At 71.3% G+C, this 21,028-nt stretch carries 23 protein-coding genes; 10 read left to right on the plus strand and 13 right to left on the minus strand.

Features of this window, described 5'->3' with window-relative positions; genetic code table 11:
• Positions 1-57: 57 nt before the first annotated feature.
• The 5 genes from hppD to OP18_RS33940 all read left to right on the plus strand — a co-directional run bounded on the left by hppD (position 58) and on the right by OP18_RS33940 (position 4,386).
• The gene (hppD, locus tag OP18_RS33920; protein ID WP_033363190.1) at positions 58-1,215 is read left to right on the plus strand and encodes a 4-hydroxyphenylpyruvate dioxygenase; all 1,158 of its coding nucleotides are present in this window, start codon (positions 58-60) and stop codon (positions 1,213-1,215) included.
• A gap of 10 nt (positions 1,216-1,225) precedes the next feature.
• Positions 1,226-1,876 carry an RDD family protein gene (locus OP18_RS33925; RefSeq protein WP_156089989.1) on the plus strand — a complete coding sequence of 217 codons (651 nt, stop codon included), beginning with the start codon at positions 1,226-1,228 and terminating at the stop codon, positions 1,874-1,876.
• Positions 1,873-2,817, plus strand: coding sequence for an RDD family protein (locus tag OP18_RS33930; RefSeq protein WP_033363191.1), 945 nt, complete (start codon positions 1,873-1,875; stop codon positions 2,815-2,817). Before OP18_RS33925 ends, OP18_RS33930 begins: the two co-directional genes overlap by 4 nt.
• Positions 2,814-3,851 carry a histidinol-phosphate transaminase gene (hisC, locus tag OP18_RS33935; protein ID WP_033363192.1) on the plus strand — a complete coding sequence of 346 codons (1,038 nt, stop codon included), beginning with the start codon at positions 2,814-2,816 and terminating at the stop codon, positions 3,849-3,851. The genes OP18_RS33930 and hisC overlap by 4 nt, the downstream gene beginning before the upstream one ends.
• 121 nt (positions 3,852-3,972) lie before the next feature.
• Positions 3,973-4,386, plus strand: a complete 414-nt coding sequence (locus tag OP18_RS33940) for a CBS domain-containing protein (protein ID WP_033363193.1) — start codon at positions 3,973-3,975, stop codon at positions 4,384-4,386.
• Positions 4,387-4,413: 27 nt separating this feature from the next.
• On the opposite strand, the gene OP18_RS33945 is transcribed toward OP18_RS33940, so the two are convergent.
• From OP18_RS33945 to OP18_RS33960, 4 genes are all read right to left on the minus strand, one after another.
• The gene (locus OP18_RS33945) at positions 4,414-5,028 is read right to left on the minus strand and encodes a DUF305 domain-containing protein (protein WP_033363194.1); all 615 of its coding nucleotides are present in this window, start codon (positions 5,026-5,028) and stop codon (positions 4,414-4,416) included.
• On the minus strand, positions 5,025-6,374 hold the full coding sequence (locus OP18_RS33950) for an outer membrane protein assembly factor BamB family protein (protein WP_162189876.1): 1,350 nt from the start codon (positions 6,372-6,374) through the stop codon (positions 5,025-5,027). Before OP18_RS33950 ends, OP18_RS33945 begins: the two co-directional genes overlap by 4 nt.
• Positions 6,375-6,480: 106 nt before the next feature.
• Positions 6,481-7,695 carry a fumarylacetoacetase gene (gene fahA, locus OP18_RS33955; protein WP_033363196.1) on the minus strand — a complete coding sequence of 405 codons (1,215 nt, stop codon included), beginning with the start codon at positions 7,693-7,695 and terminating at the stop codon, positions 6,481-6,483.
• A gap of 85 nt (positions 7,696-7,780) precedes the next feature.
• Positions 7,781-8,620, minus strand: coding sequence for a hypothetical protein (locus tag OP18_RS33960; protein WP_033363197.1), 840 nt, complete (start codon positions 8,618-8,620; stop codon positions 7,781-7,783).
• An 84-nt stretch (positions 8,621-8,704) separates the two neighbouring features.
• On the opposite strand from OP18_RS33960, the gene OP18_RS33965 reads away from it, so the two are divergent.
• Positions 8,705-9,868 carry a homogentisate 1,2-dioxygenase gene (locus OP18_RS33965; protein WP_033363198.1) on the plus strand — a complete coding sequence of 388 codons (1,164 nt, stop codon included), beginning with the start codon at positions 8,705-8,707 and terminating at the stop codon, positions 9,866-9,868.
• Here the strand turns inward: OP18_RS33965 and OP18_RS33970 are convergent.
• The 4 genes from OP18_RS33970 to ispF all read right to left on the minus strand — a co-directional run bounded on the left by OP18_RS33970 (position 9,865) and on the right by ispF (position 12,412).
• Positions 9,865-10,977, minus strand: a complete 1,113-nt coding sequence (locus OP18_RS33970; RefSeq protein WP_033363199.1) for a hypothetical protein — start codon at positions 10,975-10,977, stop codon at positions 9,865-9,867. The genes OP18_RS33965 and OP18_RS33970 overlap by 4 nt on opposite strands.
• On the minus strand, positions 10,977-11,483 hold the full coding sequence (locus OP18_RS33975; protein ID WP_033363200.1) for a SigE family RNA polymerase sigma factor: 507 nt from the start codon (positions 11,481-11,483) through the stop codon (positions 10,977-10,979). Before OP18_RS33975 ends, OP18_RS33970 begins: the two co-directional genes overlap by 1 nt.
• A gap of 69 nt (positions 11,484-11,552) precedes the next feature.
• The gene (locus OP18_RS33980; RefSeq protein WP_033363330.1) at positions 11,553-11,921 is read right to left on the minus strand and encodes a PPOX class F420-dependent oxidoreductase; all 369 of its coding nucleotides are present in this window, start codon (positions 11,919-11,921) and stop codon (positions 11,553-11,555) included.
• A gap of 14 nt (positions 11,922-11,935) precedes the next feature.
• Complete coding sequence (ispF, locus tag OP18_RS33985; protein ID WP_033363201.1) at positions 11,936-12,412, minus strand: 2-C-methyl-D-erythritol 2,4-cyclodiphosphate synthase; 477 nt, start codon at positions 12,410-12,412, stop codon at positions 11,936-11,938.
• A gap of 110 nt (positions 12,413-12,522) precedes the next feature.
• On the opposite strand from ispF, the gene OP18_RS33990 reads away from it, so the two are divergent.
• The gene (locus OP18_RS33990; RefSeq protein ID WP_156089990.1) at positions 12,523-13,245 is read left to right on the plus strand and encodes a TVP38/TMEM64 family protein; all 723 of its coding nucleotides are present in this window, start codon (positions 12,523-12,525) and stop codon (positions 13,243-13,245) included.
• A 1,454-nt stretch (positions 13,246-14,699) separates the two neighbouring features.
• Here OP18_RS33990 and OP18_RS33995 read toward each other — a convergent pair.
• The 3 genes from OP18_RS33995 to OP18_RS34005 all read right to left on the minus strand — a co-directional run bounded on the left by OP18_RS33995 (position 14,700) and on the right by OP18_RS34005 (position 16,435).
• On the minus strand, positions 14,700-15,212 hold the full coding sequence (locus OP18_RS33995; RefSeq protein WP_052387731.1) for an HAD domain-containing protein: 513 nt from the start codon (positions 15,210-15,212) through the stop codon (positions 14,700-14,702).
• Between the two features lie 2 nt (positions 15,213-15,214).
• Entirely contained in the window at positions 15,215-15,853 is a 639-nt protein-coding gene (gene ispD / locus OP18_RS34000; protein WP_245635623.1) for a 2-C-methyl-D-erythritol 4-phosphate cytidylyltransferase, read from the minus strand.
• Positions 15,854-15,949: 96 nt separating this feature from the next.
• Positions 15,950-16,435, minus strand: coding sequence for a CarD family transcriptional regulator (locus OP18_RS34005; protein WP_033363204.1), 486 nt, complete (start codon positions 16,433-16,435; stop codon positions 15,950-15,952).
• 366 nt (positions 16,436-16,801) lie between these two features.
• On the opposite strand from OP18_RS34005, the gene OP18_RS53465 reads away from it, so the two are divergent.
• Positions 16,802-17,581, plus strand: coding sequence for a hypothetical protein (locus OP18_RS53465; protein ID WP_156089991.1), 780 nt, complete (start codon positions 16,802-16,804; stop codon positions 17,579-17,581).
• On the opposite strand, the gene OP18_RS34015 is transcribed toward OP18_RS53465, so the two are convergent.
• On the minus strand, positions 17,570-18,586 hold the full coding sequence (locus tag OP18_RS34015; protein ID WP_033363205.1) for a type III polyketide synthase: 1,017 nt from the start codon (positions 18,584-18,586) through the stop codon (positions 17,570-17,572). The two genes, OP18_RS53465 and OP18_RS34015, sit on opposite strands and share 12 nt — an antisense overlap.
• 20 nt (positions 18,587-18,606) lie before the next feature.
• Positions 18,607-19,317 (minus strand): methyltransferase domain-containing protein, encoded by a 711-nt coding sequence (locus tag OP18_RS34020; protein ID WP_033363206.1) that lies wholly within the window; start codon positions 19,315-19,317, stop codon positions 18,607-18,609.
• Between the two features lie 45 nt (positions 19,318-19,362).
• Between OP18_RS34020 and OP18_RS34025 the strand changes: the two genes are divergently transcribed.
• Together OP18_RS34025 and OP18_RS34030 are read left to right on the plus strand one after the other, a co-directional pair.
• Positions 19,363-20,184: a UbiA family prenyltransferase gene (locus tag OP18_RS34025; RefSeq protein ID WP_033363207.1), complete on the plus strand. Its 822-nt coding sequence runs from the start codon at positions 19,363-19,365 to the stop codon at positions 20,182-20,184.
• Positions 20,185-20,270: 86 nt separating this feature from the next.
• Positions 20,271-21,005, plus strand: a complete 735-nt coding sequence (locus OP18_RS34030; RefSeq protein WP_156089992.1) for a hypothetical protein — start codon at positions 20,271-20,273, stop codon at positions 21,003-21,005.
• Positions 21,006-21,028 lie beyond the last annotated feature (23 nt).

Below are 21,028 nucleotides of genomic sequence, written 5' to 3' on the forward strand. Positions count from 1 at the left end.
GACCATGCAGAATAGCGTTCCTTGCCCACCGGAAGTGGCGGAGCGAGGCTTGGGCGCATGACCCGCGCTATCGAGGACATCAACGAGCTCATCGGTGCAGTCGAGCACGACGTGTCGCATGACCCGTTCCCGCTGACCGGGCTCGATCACGTCAGGTTCTACGTCGGCAACGCCAAGCAGGCGGCGCACTACTATTCGACGGCGTTCGGGATGACCCTGGTCGCGTACCGGGGGCCCGAGCAGGGGTACCGCGACCACGCGGAGTACGTGCTGAAGTCCGGCTCGGCGGTGTTCGTGCTGGCCGGCGGCGTGCACCGGCAGGCCGCCGCGACCCAGCACTACGAGCGGCACGGCGACGGCATCGCCGACATCGCGCTGGAGGTCCCGGACGTCGACACCGCCTACGCGCACGCGCTGCGCCAGGGCGCCACGGGCCTGGAGGCCCCGCACGACGAAGAGGACGAGCACGGCACCGTCCGGGTCGCGGCGATCGCGACGTACGGCGAGACCCGCCACACCCTGATCGACCGGTCCCGGTACAGCGGCCCGTGGCGGCCCGGGTTCGTGGCGAGGCAGCCGATCGTGACGCCGCCGGCGAAGCGGTTCTTCCAGGCCGTCGACCACGTGGTCGGCAATGTCGAGCTGGGCCGCATGGACGAGTGGGTCGAGTTCTACAACCGGGTCATGGGCTTCACGAACATGGCCGAGTTCGTCGGCGACGACATCGCCACCGAGTACTCCGCGCTGATGAGCAAGGTCGTGGCCAGCGGCACCCGCAAGGTGAAGTTCCCGCTCAACGAGCCGGCCGTGTCGCGCAAGAAGTCGCAGATCGACGAATACCTGGAGTTCTACGGCGGACCGGGCGCGCAGCACATCGCGCTCGCCACGGGCGACATCCTGCGTACGGTCGACCTGATGCGCGCCGCCGGGGTGGAGTTCCTGGTCACGCCCGACTCGTACTACGACGACCCCGAGCTGCGGGCGCGCATCGGGCGGGTCCGGGTGCCGATCGAGGACCTGAAGTCCCGCGGCATCCTCGTCGACCGGGACGAGGACGGCTACCTGTTGCAGATCTTCACCAAGCCGGTCCAGGACCGCCCGACGGTGTTCTTCGAGCTGATCGAGCGGCACGGGTCGCTGGGCTTCGGCAAGGGCAACTTCAAGGCGCTCTTCGAGGCGATCGAGCGGGAACAGGAACGTCGCGGGAACCTGTAACACTGTCGGGGTGAGCTACCCTCAACCTCCGCAGCAGAACCCATATGCGCAGGGTCCACCTGCTGGTTACCCGCAGGGCGCCTACGGCGTGCCGGCGCAGGCCTACTACGGCCCTGCGCCGGTGCCCATGGCGCCGACCGGCCAGCCGCTCGCCGGGTTCGGTGCGCGGCTCGGCGCGTACCTCATCGACGCCATCGTGTTCGTCGCGCTGTCAATGGTGGTGATCATCCCGGCGATGTTCGCGATGATCGCCTGGATCGGCACGCAGGCCTCCCAGCTGGAGACCGACCCGGTCACCGGCGAGCTGGTCAGCGAGCCCAACCCGACGCTGTTCGTCGGCCCGATCATCCTCGGTTACGTCGCGATCTTCGCGGTGATGTTCGGCCTGAGCTACGTGTACTACGTCGAGCTGTTCCCGAGCCGCCGCGGTGTCACACTGGGCAAGCGGGCACTCGGCCTGACGCTCGTCCGGCTCGACGACCCGTCGGCGCCGATCACCCGCGGCGTGGCCGCCAAGCGGTGGCTGATGCAGTACGTCGTGGCGATGTTCGTCCCGTTCTTCTCCTGGGTCGACGGGCTGTGGCAGCTGTGGGACAAGCCGTTCCAGCAGTGCCTGCACGACAAGGTCGCACAGACGGTTGTGGTAAAGGTCAACAGGTGACAGCTCCAGGTTGGTACAAGGACCCCGTCGACCAGACCGTCCAGCGGTACTGGGACGGTGATGGCTGGATCGGTGACCCCATCCCCGCGGATGCGGTCCCGCCGGCGGGGCCGCCAGCCGTTGCCCCACCACCACCGCCGCCACCACCGGCGGCCGCGCCGCAGATGGGTGCGGTCATCCTGCCGCCGGGCACCCCCGTGCCGCCCGGCGGCTTCCCACCCGGCCAGCTGCCGCCCGGCGCGATCGTGCTGCCACCCGGCACGCCACTGCCTCCGGGGCTGCAGCCGCAGGGGACGTTGCCGCCGGGCGGGTACCCGTCCGGCGCCGTCCAGGTGCTCCTGCCGCCGCAGGCCACCGGCGCCGGCCTGGGCTCCGCCGCGATGCCGCACGGCCGGCACGTCGCCGGGCTCGGCGCGCGGCTGCTCGCCCGGCTCGTCGACATCGCCGTGCTGCTGCTGATCAACGCGGCGGTCACGGGTTGGTTCGTCTACCAGTACCTGCGCGAGTCATGGCCGGTCTACCAGGAGATGTACCGGCGCGTCCTGGCCAACGAGTCGACCGGCGACATCGTGCAGTCCGAGCGGTCCGGCACGCTGCAGGTGGTGATCCTGATCCTCATCGCCGCGCTGTGGTTCGCCTACGAGGTGCCCGCGATCGCCAACACCGGCCAGACCTTCGGCAAGCGCCTGCTGAAGATCAAGGTCATGCGCCTGGAGAGCGAGGACCGCATCGGCTACGGCCGCGCCATCCGCCGGTGGAACCCGCTCGGCCTGTCGGTGCTGCTGTGGACCTGCGGCGTCGGGTTCGTGCTGCAGTTCCTCGACAGCCTCTCCCCGGTGATCGACTGGCCGCTGCACCGCGCCTTCCACGACCGTTCGGCCGGCACCGTCGTGGTGCGGGACGTCCAGCCGCCATCACAGCCCACCGGAGATGCGTCATGACCCGCCTCACCCGCCCAGACCTCGACGCCCTGCCCGCCTACGTCGCCGGCCGCACCGTGCCCGGCGCCATCAAGCTGGCCAGCAACGAGGTCCCCTACGGTCCGCTGCCCGGCGTCGTCGAGGCGGTCACCGCGTCGATCAGCGGCGCGCACCGGTACCCGGACCCGGGCGCCACCGCGCTGCGCACCGCGCTCAGCGAGCGCCTCGGCGTCGACGCGGACCGCATCGCCACCGGCTGCGGGTCGGTGGCCCTCACCGAGCACCTCTTCCGCGTCACCTGCCTGCCCGGCGACGAGGCCGTCTACGCCTGGCGGTCCTTCGAGGCGTACCCGATCATCGCCGCGACCACCGCCGCCACCAGTGTCCGGGTGCCCAACACCGCCACCCACGCGCACGACCTGCGGGCGATGGCCGCCGCGATCACCGACCGGACCCGCCTCGTCATCGTCTGCAACCCGAACAACCCCACCGGCACCGCCTGCCGCCGCGCCGAGCTCGACGCGTTCCTCGACGCGGTGCCGCCGACGGTCATGGTGGCCCTCGACGAGGCTTACCGGGAGTTCGTCACCGACCCCGACGTGCCGGATGGCCTCGAGGTGTACGGCGACCGCCCCAACGTCGTCGTCCTGCGCACCCTGTCCAAGGCCTGGGGCCTCGCCGGCCTGCGGATCGGGTACCTGGTCGGCTCGCCGGAGGTCGCCGCGGCCGTCCGGAAGGTCGTCACGCCGTTCTCGACCTCGGCGACGGCGCAGGCCGCGGCGGTCGCCGCCCTGCGGGCCTCCGACGAGATGCAGCGCCGGGTCGACCTGATCACCGCCGAGCGCGAGCGGGTCGTCGAGGCGGTCCGCAAGGTGTACCCCGACGTCCCGGACACCCAGTCGAACTTCTTCTGGTTGCCGCTCGGCGACGCGGCCGTCGACTTCGCCGCCAAGTGCGAGGAGTCGGGCGTGATCGTGCGCGCCTTCGCCGGCGACGGGGTGCGGGTGACGATCAGCTCCCCCGGCGAGAACGACGCCTTCCTCGACTGCCTCTGACGGGTTCTCCGGCACCGCACCCCGCCGGCCGATCGCAGGCGGCGGGGTGCGGAATGCATCGATCGGTGTGCGGCGGGTAGGGGACCGGTGACCGCAAGGCACATCGATCGAAGGAGCGGCCATGCCAACCGCCAGACAGATCATGACCGCGGGTGTCACCTGCGCGCAGGAGAACGAGACGCTGATGGACGCGGCCCGGAAGATGGCTGAGCTGGATGTGGGGTCGTTGCCGATCTGCGGCGACGACAACCGGCTGAAGGGGATGCTGACCGACCGGGACATCGTGGTGAAGGTGCTCGCCGCCGGCAACGACCCGACCAGTGTGACCGTCGCCCAGCTCGCGCAGGGCAAGCCGGTCACCATCGGGGCCGACGACGACGCCACGGAGATCCTGGCCACGATGGCGAAGCACAAGGTACGGCGGCTGCCGGTCATCGACGGGCACGACCTCGTCGGGATCGTGGCGCTCGCCGACGTCGCCAGGGCGCTGCCGGACCGGCCCGTCGGGGACCTGCTCGACACCCTGTCCGAGTAGGCCCCGCGAAGCGCCGGGTGAAGCGCGCTACGGCAGTTTGTCGAGCAGCGCCTTCATCTCGGCGATCTCGGCGGTCTGACTGGCCACGACGGCGCCGGCGAGCTGTTTCACCGCGGGGCTTTCGCCTTGGGCCTGCGCCGTCGTGGCGGTCTCGACCGCACCCTCGTGGTGCTTGATCATCAGGGTGAGGAACAGCTTGTCGAACGCGGCACCCGAGGCCGCGCCGAGCTGGCGCAGCTCGGTGTCGGTGAGCATGCCCGGCATGCCGCCCATGTCACCCATGTCGTGATGCATCGCCCCCGGGCTGGGGACCGGCTCACCCCAGGCGGTGAGCCAGCCGGCCATGGTGGCGATCTCCGGCTCCTGCCCGGCGCGGATCTTCGCGGCGATGGCCTTCACCCCGGGGTCGGACGCCTTGGTGGCGGCCATCGCCGCCATGTCGACCGCCTGCCGGTGGTGCGGGATCATGTCGGTCGCGAACTGCACGTCGGTCCCGTTGAACGGGCCGGCGGAGGGCGCGGTGGAGGGCGCGGTGGAGGCGGCCGGCGAGGCGGCGGCGGGCGGGTGACCGGCGTCGTGCGCGTCGGTGGAGCCGCAGGCGGTCACCAGCAGCACCGCCCCGATCGCGGCCAGGTGCCTCACCCGATGCCGACCAGCACGACGGTGTTCATGCTGAAGTAGTACTTGTCGTCGATCTCCGACGCGTTCGTGGTGTGCAGGCGCTCGATCACCAGGTAGCCGCCGTGCAGGTACAGCTCGCTGTAGACGAACCGGTCCTCCGGGCGGATCCGCAGCTCGGTGCTCGACGTGACCGCGCCGGTGACCATGTTGAGGACCAGCAGCTGGTAGTCCCGGTTGATCAGGTACACGTTGCGCTGGTCGGCGCCGATCAGCGTGCCGGAGACCTCCGACATCCACAGGCGCTGGCCGGTGGTCCGGGAGAAGGCCCAGATGTAGCCGCCGACGACCTGCTCGGCCAGGGTGTCGCCGACCACGACGACCTTGTCCTTGTCAGGGACCGGCTCGGGCTTGACGATGTGGTCGGCGCCGAGGGACCAGTAGGTCGGGGTGATGCTGCCGACGCCCGACGCCGCGTCGGCATAGCTGACCACGTCGCCGGTCGGGGCGGCCTTGAACAGCGCGCATCCGGAGCGGCCGAGCTGGCAGGAGGTCGGCTCCAGGAACCAGTTGGTGACGTTGTCGGGGCCGATCGACGCGCCCGGCGGGCGCCAGGTGGTGAGCAGGGTGCCGGTGCCGGCGTCGTACACCTCGAGCGTGGCGGGCTTCGCGCAGGTGTCCTTGACGTAGTACGCGTCGAGGCCGGTCCAGTCCACGGCGTGGCAGCCGGGCGTGGCGGCGAACGAGTGCGTCCAGCGGATCTTGCCGTCGGCGGGGTCGATGGCCTGCACGACGTCCTTGCCGGTGGCGATCACGACCTGCTGGCGGTCCAGGGCGGAGGTGGTGACGAAGAGGTCCTCGGGGCCGTACATGGTCTTGGCGCCGGTGCGGCGGCCCTTGAACGTCTCACCGTCGGCGGGGTCGATGCGCACCTGCCAGACGATGTCGCCCTTCTCCGCGTCGAGGGCGACGATCTCACCGTCGGACCACTTGGTGACCACGACGGAGAGGCCGACCCCGCTGGCGGGCTTCTCGACCGCGACGATGGACACGACCTCCGCGGGCCAGCGCCGGTACGCCCAGTGCGGCGTCATCTCCCGCTGCGCGGTCACGGGCGTGTCTGCGAAGACGCGCCGCTGCTCGGTGTAGACGCGCAGCCGCCCCTCGACGATCAGCGGGGCCGAGGGCAGCTCCGCGTACTGGATCGACTTGATCGGCTCGGGCGACGGCACCGGCTTGTTGGCGCGGCTGACCGTCTCGGCGGGCTTCAGGGTCCGGTACGCCGTGACGCCCATCGCGCCGATGACCACGATCGCGAACAGCGCGGTGAGGACCCGGCGCACCGACCGGGGCCAGTTTCGTGGGCGCACGCTGAGTCGCCGCCCCGCACGACCGGTCCCCATAACCACCTCCGCCGGGCACCATACCCGGCGATCGTCGCATTCTGCTCACGGTGACCGTCGATCGCAGGGCTTCTCACACCCGCGTCACCACCGTGCCCCTCACCTCACCGAAGCCAACCATGGCGCCATCGGCCGGACCACCGGAACACCTCGCGGCAGCCGAAATCGTGACCGTGTCGCCATCCAGCAGAAAGCTACGGGTCGAGCCGTCGTCGAGGCGGACGGGGTGTGCGCCGTTCCACGTCCGTTCGATGAACGATCCGGTCTCCTCGGGCGTGGCGCCGGAGATGGTGCCGGAGGCGTACAGGTCGCCGGTGCGCGCCCACGCGCCGTTCGCGGTGAGATGGGCGAGCTGCTGCGCCGGTGTCCAGTAGATGCCGGCGTACGGCGGGCGCGACACGAGTGTGCCGTTCCAGAAGACCTCGAAGCGGATGTCGTACGAGTAGCGCTCCGCCTCCCGCAGGTAGTCCAGCACGGGCGGGTCCTGGGTGGGCGCGGCCGAGCGGGCCGGCTCGAGCGCGTCGAGCGACACCACCCACGGCGAGACCGACGTGGCGAACGACTTGCCCAGGAACGGGCCGAGCGGCTGGTACTCCCACGCCTGGATGTCCCGGGCGGACCAGTCGTTGACCAGGACGGCGCCGTACACGTGCCGGCGGAAGTCGTCGACGTCGATCGGGCCGGTCGAGGGCGCGCCGACGACGAAGCCGAGCTCGGCCTCGATGTCGAGGCGCCGGGATGGGCCGTAGCTGGGCCGCTCCTCGTCGGGCGCCTTGCGCTGCCCGTGCGGCCGCGGGACGTCGGTGCCGGAGACCACGACGGTGCCGGCGCGGCCGTGATACCCGATGGGCAGCGACTTCCAGTTGGGCAGCAGCGACGGCGAGTCCGGGCGGAACAGCCGGCTCAGGTTCTTGGCGTGCTCCTCGGAGGAGTAGAAATCCACATAGTCGGCGACCTCGAACGGCAGCGCGAGCGCGGTGCCGTCGACCGGGTGCAGCATCGCCTCGACGGTGGCCCGGTGCGGCGCCTCGGCCAGGCCGGTGAACAGGTCGGTGAGCTGCTCGCGGACCCGGGTCCAGGTGGGCCGGCCGGTGGCGAGGAACCGGTTGAGGGTGGTCTCGCGGGTGAACGCGCCGCCGGCGTCGAGCAGGCCGGCCTCCTCGGCGGCGCCGAGGTTGAGGATCAGGTCGCCGGCACGGACGCCGACCCAGCCGTCGCGGGTCGCGCACAGCGGCAGGTTGTGCAGCCCGAACGGGTCATCGACGCCGGGCTCTGTCCACTCGGTCATGACGTCACCTCCGCTGCGCTCCGGTGCCGCCCTGACCTTACAACTGAGCTCATGATGACCGGCTCCTCGCTCCGCTGCGGGCCGGTCATGCGGGCACCTTACGCGGCAGCAGGCCGAGGTTGGTGAGGTCGGTGACGGGCTCGTCGACGCTGCAGCTGCCGAAGCCGACCCACAGCGGCCGGGGCTGGTCCAGCTGGCCGCGGATCGCCAAGGTGAGCGGCAGCGCGTCGGTGCCGGCGAGGATGCCGGCGAGCTCGGTGGGATCGCCACCGCGGGCGGCGGCGAGGGTCGCGGCGAGCACGTTGAGGAACCCGTGGTGGACCAGGCCGGTGTCGGGGTCGGTGTGCCGCACCGCGTGGTGCAGGCCGGCGGTCAGCTTGAACGGCAGCTCGCGGTCGCGGCACGCGCAGATGACGGCGGCGAGCTCGACCGGGGTCGGGAACAGCTCGGCGGCCAGCCCTCCGGTGCGGAACTTCGCCGCGGCCGGCAGCCCTTCGGCGCGCAGCCGGGCCAGCTGGTCGAGCCCGCGCATCAGGCCCCAGGCGAGCGGCACCTCGAAGTACCAGACCCAGGGCTCCTGCTCGTGCTTGCGCAGCAGGCCGGCGAGCTGCTCGATGCCGGGCGCCGGGTCCTCGCCGCGCTTGGCGACGGGCGACTCGACCTGCCGGACGGTGAGGTGGCCGGGGATCGTCCCGAGGGCCCGCTCGACCGCGCCGGGCTCGCCGACGACCCCGACGTCGACGGTGGCGCCGATCTCGGGCAGGTCGGCCGCCGGCACCAGCAGCGGGCCGATCATCGCGGCCCACGGGCCGTCGCGGTGGCGGAGGTGGGCGGGCACGGCGTCGGGCAGCGGCATGCTCCCCGGCGGGAACACGGCGGCGTCGTCGACCAGGGCGGTCAGCAGAGGCGGGACTGCGTTTGACACGGCTTCCGAATCTAATGGACGCTATACAGGGCGGACAACTTCGTCCGCTATCCGGACGACTTCTCTTCTTCCGGGAGGCAGCGGATGCCGTACTACCGTCGCGTGGGCGAGGTTCCACCGAAGCGACACACCCAGTTTCGCCAGCCGGACGGCTCGTTGTTCGCGGAAGAGCTGATGGGGCAGGAGGGTTTTTCGAGCGACTCGTCCCTGCTGTACCACAAGCATCGACCCACGGCGATCATGTCGGCGTCCGCCGTCACCCCGTTCGCGACCACGCGCACGCCGAACCTGCCGCTCAAGCCGCGCCACTTCCAGACCCACAAGCTCGGCGGCGGCCCCACCGACGCCGTGCTCGGCCGGCAGCACCTGCTGGCCAACGACGACGTGCGGCTGTCCTACGCGCTCGCCACCACGCCGTCGCCGCTGTACCGCAACGCGATCGGTGACGAGTGCGTGTACGTCGAGGCCGGCGGGCTGCGGCTGGAGTCCGTGTTCGGCGCGCTCGACCTGCGTGAGGGTGACTACGCGATCATCCCGACGTCGGTCATCCACCGCCTGGTGCCCACGTCGGCGGAGGCGCGGGTCCTGGTGATCGAGGCGTCCGGGCACATCGGGCCGCCGCACCGGTACCTGTCCAAGCGCGGCCAGTTCCTGGAGCACGCCCCGTACTGCGAGCGCGACCTGCGCGGGCCGGGCGAGCCGCTGCTCGTGGAGGACACCGAGGTGCCGGTGCTGGTCCAGCACCGCCGCGGCTGGACCGAGCACGTCTACGCCACACACCCGTTCGACGTCGTCGGCTGGGACGGCTGCCTCTACCCGTGGGCGTTCTCGATCCACGACTTCGAGCCGATCACCGGGCGGCTGCACCAGCCGCCGCCGGTCCACCAGACCTTCGAGGGCCCGAACTTCGTCGTCTGCTCGTTCGTGCCCCGCAAGGTCGACTACCACCCGCTGGCGATCCCGGTGCCGTACAACCACCACAACGTCGACTCCGACGAGGTGCTGTTCTACACCGGCGGCAACTACGAGGCCCGCCGCGGCTCCGGCATCGTCCAGGGCTCGATCTCGCTGCACCCGAGCGGCTTCACCCACGGCCCCCAGCCCGGCGCCGTCGAGCGGGCCCTGGGCGTGGAGGCGTTCGACGAGCTGGCGGTCATGGTCGACACGTTCCGGCCGCTCGACCTGTGCGAGCCCGCCCTGTCCGTCGAGGACACCGCGTACGCGTGGACCTGGGCCCGCAACGCCTAGCAGTCCCAGCGCACCCAGGTGCTGTCGTAGCCGGACAGGCCGTACATCTGCTGCCCGTCGTCGCGGATGTTTTGGAACTGCACCTTGTGGCCGCCGAACGACTGCGGCAGCGGCCGCACGGTGCCGTTGATCCAGACCACCTGGGGGTCCGAGAGGCCGTAGATCCGGCCGTACATGTCGACGAAGCCGGATCCGTCGATGCCCTCCACGGCGTCGGCCCGGCCGGTGCGGATGTTCCACCGCACGCCCGGGCCGACCGCCCAGTCACCGGTCAGACCGGTCACCGCGACGTCCCCTTCGTGGCCGGCGGGCATCGGCAGGGGCTCGCCGCTGCCGTCGGGGTGCCACAGGTACGGCGTCACCACGTCACCCAGGAACACCTCGCCGACCACGGTGCCGTCCCAGGCGAGCCCGTACGCCCGCGACGACCGACCCTGCGGGATGGCCGGCACCCGCGGCTGCCCGGGCCGGCCGCCGGGCCACACGACCGCCTCGAACCCGAGGGTCGCCTGCGTCGACACGATCCCGAGCAGGTCGCCGGCCTCGTTCATGTCGGTCAGCGCGACGCTCGTCGCGCCCTCGGGCAGTTTCAGGCGGCTGAACCGGCCGTCGCGGTACACCCATGCGCGCTCGTTGTTCACGTCGACGCCGGCGAAGTCGCCGGCCCCGTTGACGTTGGTCAGCTGGAAGCGGCTCGGCACGTCCGGGATGCGCTCGACGCGCCCGTCCTTGTAGCGGACCGCCTCCACGGGCGCCGTTCCGGGCGCGTCGAGGTGCACCGCGACCCGCCAGGCGTCGTCGAGCACCACCCACGGCCGGCGGCTCGCGTACGGCGCGGTGTCCTTGCTGAGTGAGCACTCACCCAGCGGCGGGGCGACGGTCGACGTCGGCAGCGGCCTCGGCGTGCGCTCGGCGGGCATGGACTGCGGCCGGCCGGTCACGGCGGTGACCGCGACGGCCGTCGCCAGCACGGCCGCGGCGGTGAGGCCGGCGACCGTGGCGTGCCGGATCCTGCGCCGGCGCCGGCCGACCCGGATCGCCTGCCCCAGGTCGACGCGGGGCGGGCGCACGTCGGCGTCCCGCAGCGGGGTCAACAGGTCCTCGTGCATCACGCCCCACCCCCGGCCGGCGCGAGCACGCCGAGCTTCTTGCGCAGCTTCGCCAGCCCGTCGGAGGTCTGGCTCTTCACCGTCCCCTGCGAGCAGCCGAGCAGCTCGGAGACCTCCTCGACCGGCAGGTCGCACAGGAACCGCAGCACCAGCACCGCCTGCTGCCGCGGCGGCAGCGCCCGCAGGGCGGCCCGGACCACCATCCGCTCGTCGGCCGGCTGCCCGGCGGCCTCCGCCCGGTCCGGCACCGTCTCGGTCAACAGCACCCGTGACCAGAGGCGGCGGCGTTCGCTGAGGAACGTGTTGACCACGCTGCGGCGCACGTACGCGTCGAGGTTGTCCACCTGCCGCACGTGCGGCCAGCGCGTGTACAGCGTGGTCACCGCCGACTGGACGATGTCGTCGGCGCGGTCGGCGTCGCCGCAGAGCATCACCGCCAGCCGGTGCAGCTGCGGCAGTCGCGGCTGGAAGTACTCCACGTACTGCCGCTCGAGTTCGTCGCGCACATCGCCTCCCGCCGCATTGACGCGCGCTGCCCCTGCGGCGGTTGGGTGTCTTTTTGTCGGGTGTCTTCGCTAGTGCTCGATCACCTTTGTCGCGCTCACCCGGCAGACCACCCTGGTGACGCCCGGCACCGCCTCGACGAAGGGCTTGCCGTCGTAGAGGTGACTGAGCTCGTCGATCAGCTCGGGGCCGCCCTCCTCGACCATGCTGACCGTGCCGCGGACCTCGACGTAGCGGTACGGGTTCGCCGGGTCGTACACGCAGATCGACACCCGCGGGTCGCGCTCCATGTTGCGCGTCTTGCGCCGCCCCCGGATGGTCGAGAAGACGACGTCGCCGCCGTCGTGCTTGGCCCAGATCACGCTGGACTGCGGCGCGCCGTCCGGGTTGATCGTGCTGAGCACCAGGAACGCCCGGCGGTCGAGCAGGTCACGCAGCATCTCGTTCAAGGCCTTCACCCTTTCGGTACCGGATAGATCAACGCGACGGCGGTGGCGGCGAGGCCCTCACCCCGACCGGTGAACCCGAGCCCGTCGGTCGTGGTGCCCGACAGCCGGACGATGGCGCCGATCGCCTTGCGCAGCGTCTCCTCCGCCTCGGCCCGGCGCCGGCCGACCTTCGGCGCGACCCCGATCACCTGCACGGAGACGTTACCGATCTCATACCCGGCGTCACGGACCAACCGCGCGGCCTCCCGCAGCAGCGTCACGCCCGACGCGCCGGCCCACTCCGGCCGGCTGGTGCCGAAGTTCGCCCCGAGATCGCCCAGACCGGCCGCGGACAGCAGCGCATCACAGATCGCGTGCGCCGCGACATCACCGTCGGAGTGCCCGGCGAGCCCGTCGACACCCTCCCACTTGAGCCCCGCGACCCAGCACTCCCGCCCTTTTTCGAACGCGTGCACGTCGGTCCCGTTGCCGATCAACATCATCGCTGGATCACTTTGGGAGGGTACGACGATCGGTGCACGATCGTGAACTTCTGGTTGCTGCGCCTTGATCGGACTCGGCATCCTGGCGTTCCGGGCCTAGGCTGGGTCAGGTGCGCAACGACCTGACGACCCCGAAAGCCCCACGGCAGTGGTGGCGCACCGGAGCCGCCTTGCGCTTCGGGCTGCTCGCCCTGCTGGTCGCGACGCTGTCCGTGGTCATGCTGATCATTCACCCGGACAAATCGTCGCTCACCCATGCCGTGGGCCCTGACCACCCGTTCGGCCCGGCGATCGCCGTCCTCGGCTCCGCCGTGCTGACCACCGCCCTGGTCCCCCGGACCCTCCTCGCCGGCGTCGGCGGCGTCCTCTTCGGCTTCGCCGGCGGCGTCCTGTACATCCTCGCCGGCGTCACCCTGGGCGCCCTGATCGCCTACACGATCGGCCACTTCCTCGGCCGCGAGTTCATGGCCCGCCACCTGAGCGGCCGTTTCCTCGCCGTCGAGCAGGCCGTCGCCAACCGCGGCATCGTCGCCGTCATCATCTCCCGCATGATCCCGTTCGTGCCGTTCTGCGTGGCGAACTACGCCTTCGGCACGACCCGGGTCCGCCGCTCGACCTTCGCGATCGGCACCATGCTCGGCGCCCTGCCCGCCACGATCGCGTATGCCGCCCTCGGCTCGGCCACCGCCCGCGGCGACACCCTCGGCATGTCCCTGGCCGGCGCGATGATCGCGACCCTGGGCGTGGGCGGCTCGATCGGCACGTACCTGGTGTGGCGCCGCCGTCCCCGCAAGCAGCAGCAGGTGGCCCCGGTGTCAGCCGCTCCCGCCTGACAGTTCCTGCTCCGAACTTTTCCGGCTATTCCGGCTTTCCCGGCCCCGTGGCGAGCGTCTCGTCACGGGGCCGCTGCGTTCTTGCGGGCCGGTCTCGACTCCTCCGGCTGCTTCTACTCCCCTTGGCTGGAATGCGGCGCTTCCGATCCGCTGATCAGCTGCTCAGCCACTGAGGACACAGACCACCCCGCTGGCCGCACCACCCCGACCACCCTCAACAACCACCCAGTTCCCAATGCCGCTCCCGGGCCACGGCGATCAGCGTCACGGACACCCGAACACCGATCACCGGCCGCTGCGGGCCCACCGGTTGACGCCCCGTTGACGCCCCGGCAGCCGAGTTCAGCGTGATGGCGACCACCAACACGAGCCGGCCACCGCTACCCCAGCCGGCCCCCACTCCAGCCGGCCCCACTCCAGCCAGCCCACACTCCAGCCGGACACCATCGCTCCAGCGGGACACCATCGCTCCAGCGGGACGCCACCCTGAACGACGACCACGCCACAGCGGCGACGACGCCACAGCGATCGGCGCTACGTCACCCCCAACACCGATCACCCGCCGGACATAACCACCCGAACCGGCCACCCCCGGCCATCCCACCACCGCCGTCTGCCACGGCCATCCCAACCGCCCTCTGCCACGGCGATCGGCGTCTCCGGGACCCGAATGCGATCGGCGCTTGCGACCGTCGAACACTGATCACAAGTCGAAGCACCACCGCCAGATTCGGACCGCTGATCCCGCCGGCGCGCCGGATCGTGGCCGGGACGGCGCCACGCTTGACCACCGCCCTCACACCGGACAACCACAACACCCACCTCGGCGACCACGACGGCACCACTGACGACAACGACCTCGACCACAGCACCGCAGCCCCGCCTCCGTGATCGGCATTACCGGCGCCCGAACACCGATCACCAACCGGACATCGCCATCCTTACCCTTCGACCCCCCCGGCCACCTCAACCGCCGCCGGCTGCCTCGGCGATCGGCGTCTCTGGCACCCGAATGCCGATCACCATGTGGGCATCGCCGCCCAGGACAGAGCCGATGCCTTGACCCTCGCCCCCGCTCGACCACCCCGCTCACTGCCTCGGCGATCGGCGTCTCCGGCACCCAAATCCCGACCACCCCGCTCGACCGCCTCCGCTCAGCCGGCCCGCTCAGCCGGCCCGCTCAGCCGGCCCGCTCAACCACCCCGCACGACCGCCTCCGCCCAACCGGCCCCGCACGACCGGCTCCGCCCAACCGGCCCCGCTCAACCGGCCCCGCTCAACCGCCGCCCGTTTACGTCGGACTCGCGCAACCCGGGCTTCAGGCATGACCCATGTCACCGCGATCGGCGTTGCCGGCAACCGGACACCGATCACCAGCCCGAGCGACGAGCTGAGCCGAGCCGAGCGAAAGCCGGGAGCAGCCACGGCAGGCGTCCAGCACCCGGGATCGCAGGTCAGGCGGCGTAGCGGACCTGCCGGGCGAACGACTCGATCCTCGCCAGGTCGCTCGGTCGCAGGCCCCGGCGTGAGTGCGGCTTGATCAGCAGCGCGCGGCCGCCGGCGGTCAGCTCAGCGGCCACCGGGCCGGGATCCGGGACCGCGGTGTCATCCGTCCACACCAGCCGGCGTCCGGCGGCCAGGACCTCGCGGGCCGCGGCCAGTTTCACCCGATCGGTCTCCTCGGCCTCGTCGAGATCGGCCGCGGACAGCGCACGGCCCAGTGGCGGCAAATGGAAGAGCCGCTCCAGCGCGTCGGCGTCCGGGCACCAGGTCGTGCACCAGCGGATCTCGAGGAGGCGGGTGGCGGCCAGCCGGCGGATCCGCGTGATCAGCGCAGGCGCCCAGCGGATCGGCCAGTCGATGCCGGCCGACGAGGCGGTACCGCGGTGCAGTGAGGGACCCCACAGCGGGCGGCGTACGTTGATCACGCCGTCGACGTCGAGGAGCCAGACCGGCGGGTGGCGCACGGTCAGAAGAGCAGCTCGGCGACGGCCAGGTCGAACGGGCGGGTGATCTTCATGGCGGCCTCGGCGCCGGGGACGGTGTGCACGGGGACACCGATCTTCTCGGCGAGGCCGGCGTCGTCGGTGTGGTCGTCGACGGCGGCGGCATGTGCGCTGGTCAGGACCGTGCGGCTGAAGCCCTGGGGGGTCTGGACGGCGCGGAGGACGGAGCGGTCGACGGTGCCGACGACAATGCCGGAATTGTCTACCTGCTTGATGGTGTCGACCACGGCGAGAACGGGTATGACGGCGCCGTGCCCCCCTCGCACCGCTGCCGCGACTGTCTCCACCAGCTCAGGTGGGGTCAGCGCACGCGCCGCGTCGTGGACCAGGATGATGCCGAACTCCTCAGGGACGGCGGCCAGCGCAAGAGCCACCGACGCCTGCCGGCTCGCCCCGCCCGCGACCACCAGAAGCCGGACATCGGGGGAGGAAAGCGGCCGCAGCATCGCCGCGACGTCGTCGACGGCGTCCGCCGGGGCGGCGACCACGATGCAGCCCACGCTGGGCGCGGCTGCCACCCGGCGAACGGCGTGCACGAGCAGCGGCTCCCCTCGCAGGAGCCGCAGTGCCTTCGGAGCACCGGGGCCGAGTCGGACCCCCATGCCCGCAGCAGGCACGAGGACCGCGACGTCACCACGCACACTGGGGTGCGCCGTCACGTCGCGGTCCTCGGTCTAAGGGATAGCCGGGCTGAAATGTCAGGCCTCGGTCAGCACCTTGTCCAGCAGCGTCTCGGCCTCATCCTTGGTGCTCTTCTCGGCGAGCGCCACCTCACCGACCAGGATGTCCCGAGCCTTGGCCAGCATGCGCTTCTCGCCGGCCGACAAACCACGCTCCCGGTCACGGCGCCACAGGTCACGCACGACCTCTGCGACCTTGAGCGGATTGCCGGAGGCCAACTTCTCCAGATTCGCCTTGTAACGCCGCGACCAGTTGGTCGGCTCCTCGGTGTGCGGAGCGCGGAGGACGTCGAAGACCTTCGTCAGGCCTTCCTCGCCAACCACCTCGCGCACGCCGACGATCTCGGCGTTTTCGGCGGGCACCCGCACCGTCAGGTCACCCTGAGCGACCCTGAGGACGAGATACTGCTTCTCCTCGCCCCTGACGACCCGAGTCTCGATTGCCTCGATGAGTGCGGCCCCGTGGTGGGGGTAGACAACGGTCTCGCCGACACTGAAAACCATAGGTTCGAAACCCCTTTCGCTGTGTCTAGGGTAACACGGTCACGCGCTGTCGTCCCACCCCAGAGAGCAGCATTCGCGCAGGTCAGAACACATGTGAGTCCCCTTTCTCCCGCTTGACATGAATCGTGGAACCTGCTGCGTAACGGATCAACAACCCAGGGCACACGCAAATGCGCAGGCAGTTGGACATTTCCGATTGATTGTCGCGAGTGCGTACGGAACCGGCAGCGGACCTCTGGATCACCACGCTGCGTGATGCCACCAGCGGCGGAGCGTGGGAAACTCTTCATACATCTCGATGACTGGCCCCACTGGCGCGTTGCAGCCGGGTGAGGGAAAGTTGAGGCAGGTGCGAGGAGAACAGCGATGGGCACGCTGCGCGGCGACAACGGTGGTGGTGAGCGACCACAAGACGGTGGTGGCCTGCCCGACCTGCCCCCTGAGTGGGGCACGATCATCATTCCCGACGATCCCGGCGCACTCGACGATGAAGGCTCGTCGATCCGTCGACAATTCCGCCGTGCCGCAATACGCCGTCGCTGGCGCCGCCGGCTGCACCTGAAGCCGGAGCCGTTGCGCCGGACCACCGACGATTCTCCCGGGCTCGCGGTGCCGTTGCTGATCATGTCGATCGCCGTCATCGCGACGCTGGTGAGTCTGTTCGCGGTGGCCTGGCCCCGGCGCAATCCCAACGGCTCGCCGCGGCTCGCCCCGCCGTCCCCGGCCGCCGTGGTCAGTCTCACCGGGCTCAGCCTGGTCGACCCCGACGGCGTGACGGTGCCGGTCCGCGAGCTCGCGCCGGCGGTGATCCTGCTCGTCGAGGGCTGCACCTGCGAGCAGCTCATCGCCGGCACCGTGAACGCCGTCGCGGTCAGCAAGGCGCCGTCCGCGCAGGTGCTGGTGGTGGCCAACCGGCCGCCGACGTTGCCGGCGGGGCTCAACGCCAAGGTGAAGGTCCGGGCGTTCGGCGACCCGAACGGCTCGGTCCGCGCGGCGGTGCCGTTCCTCGCGCCGAGCCGCACCACGGCCGCCGTCCTGCTCGGCGCGGACGGCCGGGTGGTGCGCTCGGTCAGCTCCGTGACCAGCGCCGCCGCGTTCGACAGCGAGCTGGGCAACCTCGCGGTAGCCCCCTCGTCAACCGCGTAGCAGCGTCCCGTACAGCGTCAGACCGGGGCCGAACGCGAGCGCCACCGTGTTCTTCGGCGGGCCCGACGGGCGGCGCCGCAGCGCGTCGAGGATGAGCAGGACCGTCGGCGAGGAGCAGTTGCCGTGCTCGGCGAGGGTGCCGCGCGACTCGGCCAGCGCCGACTCCGGCAGCGCCAGCTGGTCGCGGACCACGTCGAGGATGCGTGGGCCGCCGGGGTGCACCGCCCAGCCGTCGACGTCGGCCAGGGTCAGCCCGTGCCGGCCCAGCAGGTCACCCACCAGGTCCGCGACGTAGATCGACAGCACGTCGGGCACCTTCGGCGACAGCCCCATCCGGAACCCGAGGTCCGTGACGTCCCAGGTCATGTGGTCCGCGGTCGCCGTGTCCGTGACCGCGGCGATGTCAGCGATCCTCTGCCCGGATCCTTGCGGCACCAGTACGACTGCCGCCGCCGCATCCGAAAAGAGCGCGTGCGCGACGATCTGCTGCGGATCGTCGCTGGGCGGCTGCACGTGCAGGCTGGTCAGCTCCAGGCACAGCAGCACCGCCGGCAGCCCGCGGGCCGACACGAAATCCGTCGCGGCGCCCAGCCCCGGCAGCGCGGCGTAGCAGCCCATGTGCCCGATGAACAGCCGCTGCGTGCCCGGCGCCATGCCCAGGTCGCGGGCGAGCAGGATGTCCAGGCCCGGGGTGGCGTACCCGGTGCAGGAACACACCACGAACAACCCGATCTCATCCGGTCGCAGGCCGGCCGCGTCGAGCGCGCCGCTCACCGCGTCCTTGCCCAGCGGCAGTGCCTCGGTCAGGTAGCGGCCCATGCGTTTCGCGGTCGACCAGCCGGACGCGTCCTCGATGAGCGGGTTGACCGCGCCGTGCCGGCTGACCACGCCCGAGTTGCTGAAGATCCGCTTGGCCAGCCCCCTGCGGGAGCCGTTGTAGTGCCGCTCGAAGAACCCCGACCACACCTCGTCCTGGCGCATCGGGCCCGGGAATGTCACACCCATGCCTGCGATCGCGGCACCTGTCACTGGGTCCCCTTTCTGCCGCGCCCCTGGTAGAGGATCGCGGTGGTGAACGTCGGCACGATCGGCACAGCGTTACTGCGGGTGACCAGCCAGCGGGCGAGCGCGGGCAGCGTCGGCCGGACGCCACGCACGTCCAGCGGCACGCCGTTGCGCGCGCACTCGATCCGCAGCCGCCGCGGGTCGACGAACAGCGCGGGGTCGTGGATGCCGCGCACCGCCGGCAGCACCGCCTCGGCGAGCCGGACCGCGACCAGCCGCGACACGGCGGTGTCCGCCAGCGTGTCCAGGACCAGCCAGCCCCCGGGTCGCAGAATGCGGCACGCCTCGGCGATCACAGCCGGCCAGTCCGGCACATGCTCCAGCAGTTCACCCGCGCTCACCACGTCGGCGACACCGTCGGCGAACGGCAGCCGGCCCACATCCGCCTGCACGGGCGCGACGCCGTGCGCGGCGGCCTGCTCCAGGCCCGACCGGATCAGGTCGACGCCGACGTGCCGGTACCCCTTGTCGGCCACGTGCGGGGCGAGCAGCCCTCCGCCGCAACCCAGGTCGACCAGCACGGCCCCGTCGCGCGACGCGGGCGGGATCAGCCGGGCGCGGGCGCGGGCCAGCCAGTACAGCATGGACAGCGGCGATCCGGGACGCCACCACTCGCCGGCCAGGTCGTCATACTGACCAGGGTCGTTACGCGCCCGGCGCGTCGATCGCATGGATCGAGACTGACACGGAACCCTTCGGACAGCCACACTTGCGGAATGTCCGTTGCGAGCGCGATCGTCCGCACCAGCCATCCGGAGCCGGCGGTCGCGGTCACCGCCGTGGCCGCGCTGCTGTCGTTCGGACTCGGCAGGACCTGGCCGGGTGTGCTGGTGGCGGCGGCCACGGTACTGGCGAGCCAACTGTCCATCGGCTGGGTGAACGACGCGCTGGACGCCCCGCGGGACGCGGCGGTGGGGCGTACCGACAAACCCGTCGCGACCGGGGCGATCTCCCGGCGGCTGGTGTTCACCCTCGGCGTCACCGCCGCGGTCGTGATGGTCCCCCTCGGTTTCGTGTCGGGGATCACCGCCGGGTTCGTCGCGCTGCTGGCGCTGGTCTCCGCGCTGCTCTACGACTGGCCGCTGAAGTCGACGCCGGTGTCGGTGCTGCCGTACGCGCTGTCGTTCGCCTGCCTGCCCGCGTTCGTCGTCATCGGTGCCGGGCTGGTCCCGCCGCCGTGGCTGCTCGCGGCCGGTGCGCTGCTCGGCGCGGGCGCGCACTTCGTCAACGCGCTGCCCGATCTCGACGACGACGTCCGTACCGGCGTGCGGGGCCTGCCGCACCTGCTCGGCCGGCGCGGCTCCCTCGGCGCCGCGGCCGTGCTGCTGCTCGCTGCCACCGCCGCGCTGGCGTTCGGGCCACCGGGGCCACCCGCGCCGCTGTTCTGGCCAACGCTCGCGGTGGCTCTGGTCGCGCTTTCCATCGGGGTGTACGCCATGCGCCGCAACCCCAGCTCACGCGTCCCTTTCCTGTCGGTGATCGCCGTCGCGCTGATCGATGTGCTATTTCTGCTGGTCAGCGGCCTGAACCTGGACTGACCGGTGCAGTGTCAGGGTGCGCGTAATCGGCCGATCAACGGCAACTAGGCTGTAGTCGGCCGCCCGATCCAGATGGAGGACCTAAGGTGACGCGTACGATTCCGGCTGCCCGCCGCCGCACGGTGCTGGGCGCCGCGCTGCTGGCTTCCGCCGCGCTCGGCGTCGGTCTGCTCTCGGGGTGCAGCGCCGGCCAGATCACCCAGACCGACACCCAGGTCGCCCCGGTGCCGGGGGTCAACGCCCAGAGCGCCGACGGGCTGATCGAGCTGCGCCAGGCGACTGTGGCGTATTCGAACGAGTACAAGCCCGGCAGCGTGGTGCCGATCGATGTGTGGCTGTTCAACAACGCGAAGCAGTCGGTGAAGCTGACCGGCGTCACGGCCGGATCCGCGGGCACCGTGGTGCTGGTGGGTTCGCCGGCCGCCTCGGCCGCTCCTTCACCCTCTTCGGCCTCCGCATCGCCGTCCGGTTCGAAGTCCTCCTCTTCCTCGCCGCCGTCCTCGCCGTCGTCCTCGCCTTCGACGTCCAAGTCGCCGACGCCGACGCCGGCCGCCCCGGCTCCCGTCGGCTCGTCGAAGATCGGCGTGGAGATCCCGGTCGGCGGGTTCGTGTCGCTGAGCCAGAGCACCAAGACGTACCTCGCGGTGGAGAAGCTCACCGGCGAGGAGCTGCGGGCCGGCTCGGCGCTGTCGGACCTGACGTTCACGTTCACCTACGCCGACGGCAGCACCACCACGATCACCGTGCCCGAGCTGCCGATGACCGTGCCGCTGAGCCCGCTGCCGAAGCCGAGCGCGGTCGTCGGGCACGAGGGCGAGTAGTTTTGTCACACCCGTGGGCTAGC

Source organism: Dactylosporangium aurantiacum, from assembly GCF_000716715.1.
Taxonomy (GTDB): domain Bacteria; phylum Actinomycetota; class Actinomycetes; order Mycobacteriales; family Micromonosporaceae; genus Dactylosporangium; species Dactylosporangium aurantiacum.

Bases quoted from the DNA above. Each gene is read 5' to 3' on its own strand.
- hppD (WP_033363190.1), top strand. From the start codon at position 58: ATGACCCGCGCTATCGAGGACATCAACGAGCTCATCGGTGCAGTCGAG.
- hisC (WP_033363192.1), top strand. From the start codon at position 2,814: ATGACCCGCCTCACCCGCCCAGACCTCGACGCCCTGCCCGCCTACGTC.
- OP18_RS33940 (WP_033363193.1), top strand. From the start codon at position 3,973: ATGCCAACCGCCAGACAGATCATGACCGCGGGTGTCACCTGCGCGCAG.
- fahA (WP_033363196.1), bottom strand. From the start codon at position 7,695: ATGACCGAGTGGACAGAGCCCGGCGTCGATGACCCGTTCGGGCTGCAC.
- OP18_RS33965 (WP_033363198.1), top strand. From the start codon at position 8,705: ATGCCGTACTACCGTCGCGTGGGCGAGGTTCCACCGAAGCGACACACC.
- OP18_RS33970 (WP_033363199.1), bottom strand. From the start codon at position 10,977: ATGCACGAGGACCTGTTGACCCCGCTGCGGGACGCCGACGTGCGCCCG.
- OP18_RS33980 (WP_033363330.1), bottom strand. From the start codon at position 11,921: ATGCTGCGTGACCTGCTCGACCGCCGGGCGTTCCTGGTGCTCAGCACG.
- ispF (WP_033363201.1), bottom strand. From the start codon at position 12,412: ATGATGTTGATCGGCAACGGGACCGACGTGCACGCGTTCGAAAAAGGG.
- ispD (WP_245635623.1), bottom strand. From the start codon at position 15,853: ATGGGGGTCCGACTCGGCCCCGGTGCTCCGAAGGCACTGCGGCTCCTG.
- OP18_RS34005 (WP_033363204.1), bottom strand. From the start codon at position 16,435: ATGGTTTTCAGTGTCGGCGAGACCGTTGTCTACCCCCACCACGGGGCC.
- OP18_RS53465 (WP_156089991.1), top strand. From the start codon at position 16,802: ATGGGCACGCTGCGCGGCGACAACGGTGGTGGTGAGCGACCACAAGAC.
- OP18_RS34015 (WP_033363205.1), bottom strand. From the start codon at position 18,586: ATGGGTGTGACATTCCCGGGCCCGATGCGCCAGGACGAGGTGTGGTCG.
- OP18_RS34020 (WP_033363206.1), bottom strand. From the start codon at position 19,317: ATGCGATCGACGCGCCGGGCGCGTAACGACCCTGGTCAGTATGACGAC.
- OP18_RS34025 (WP_033363207.1), top strand. From the start codon at position 19,363: ATGTCCGTTGCGAGCGCGATCGTCCGCACCAGCCATCCGGAGCCGGCG.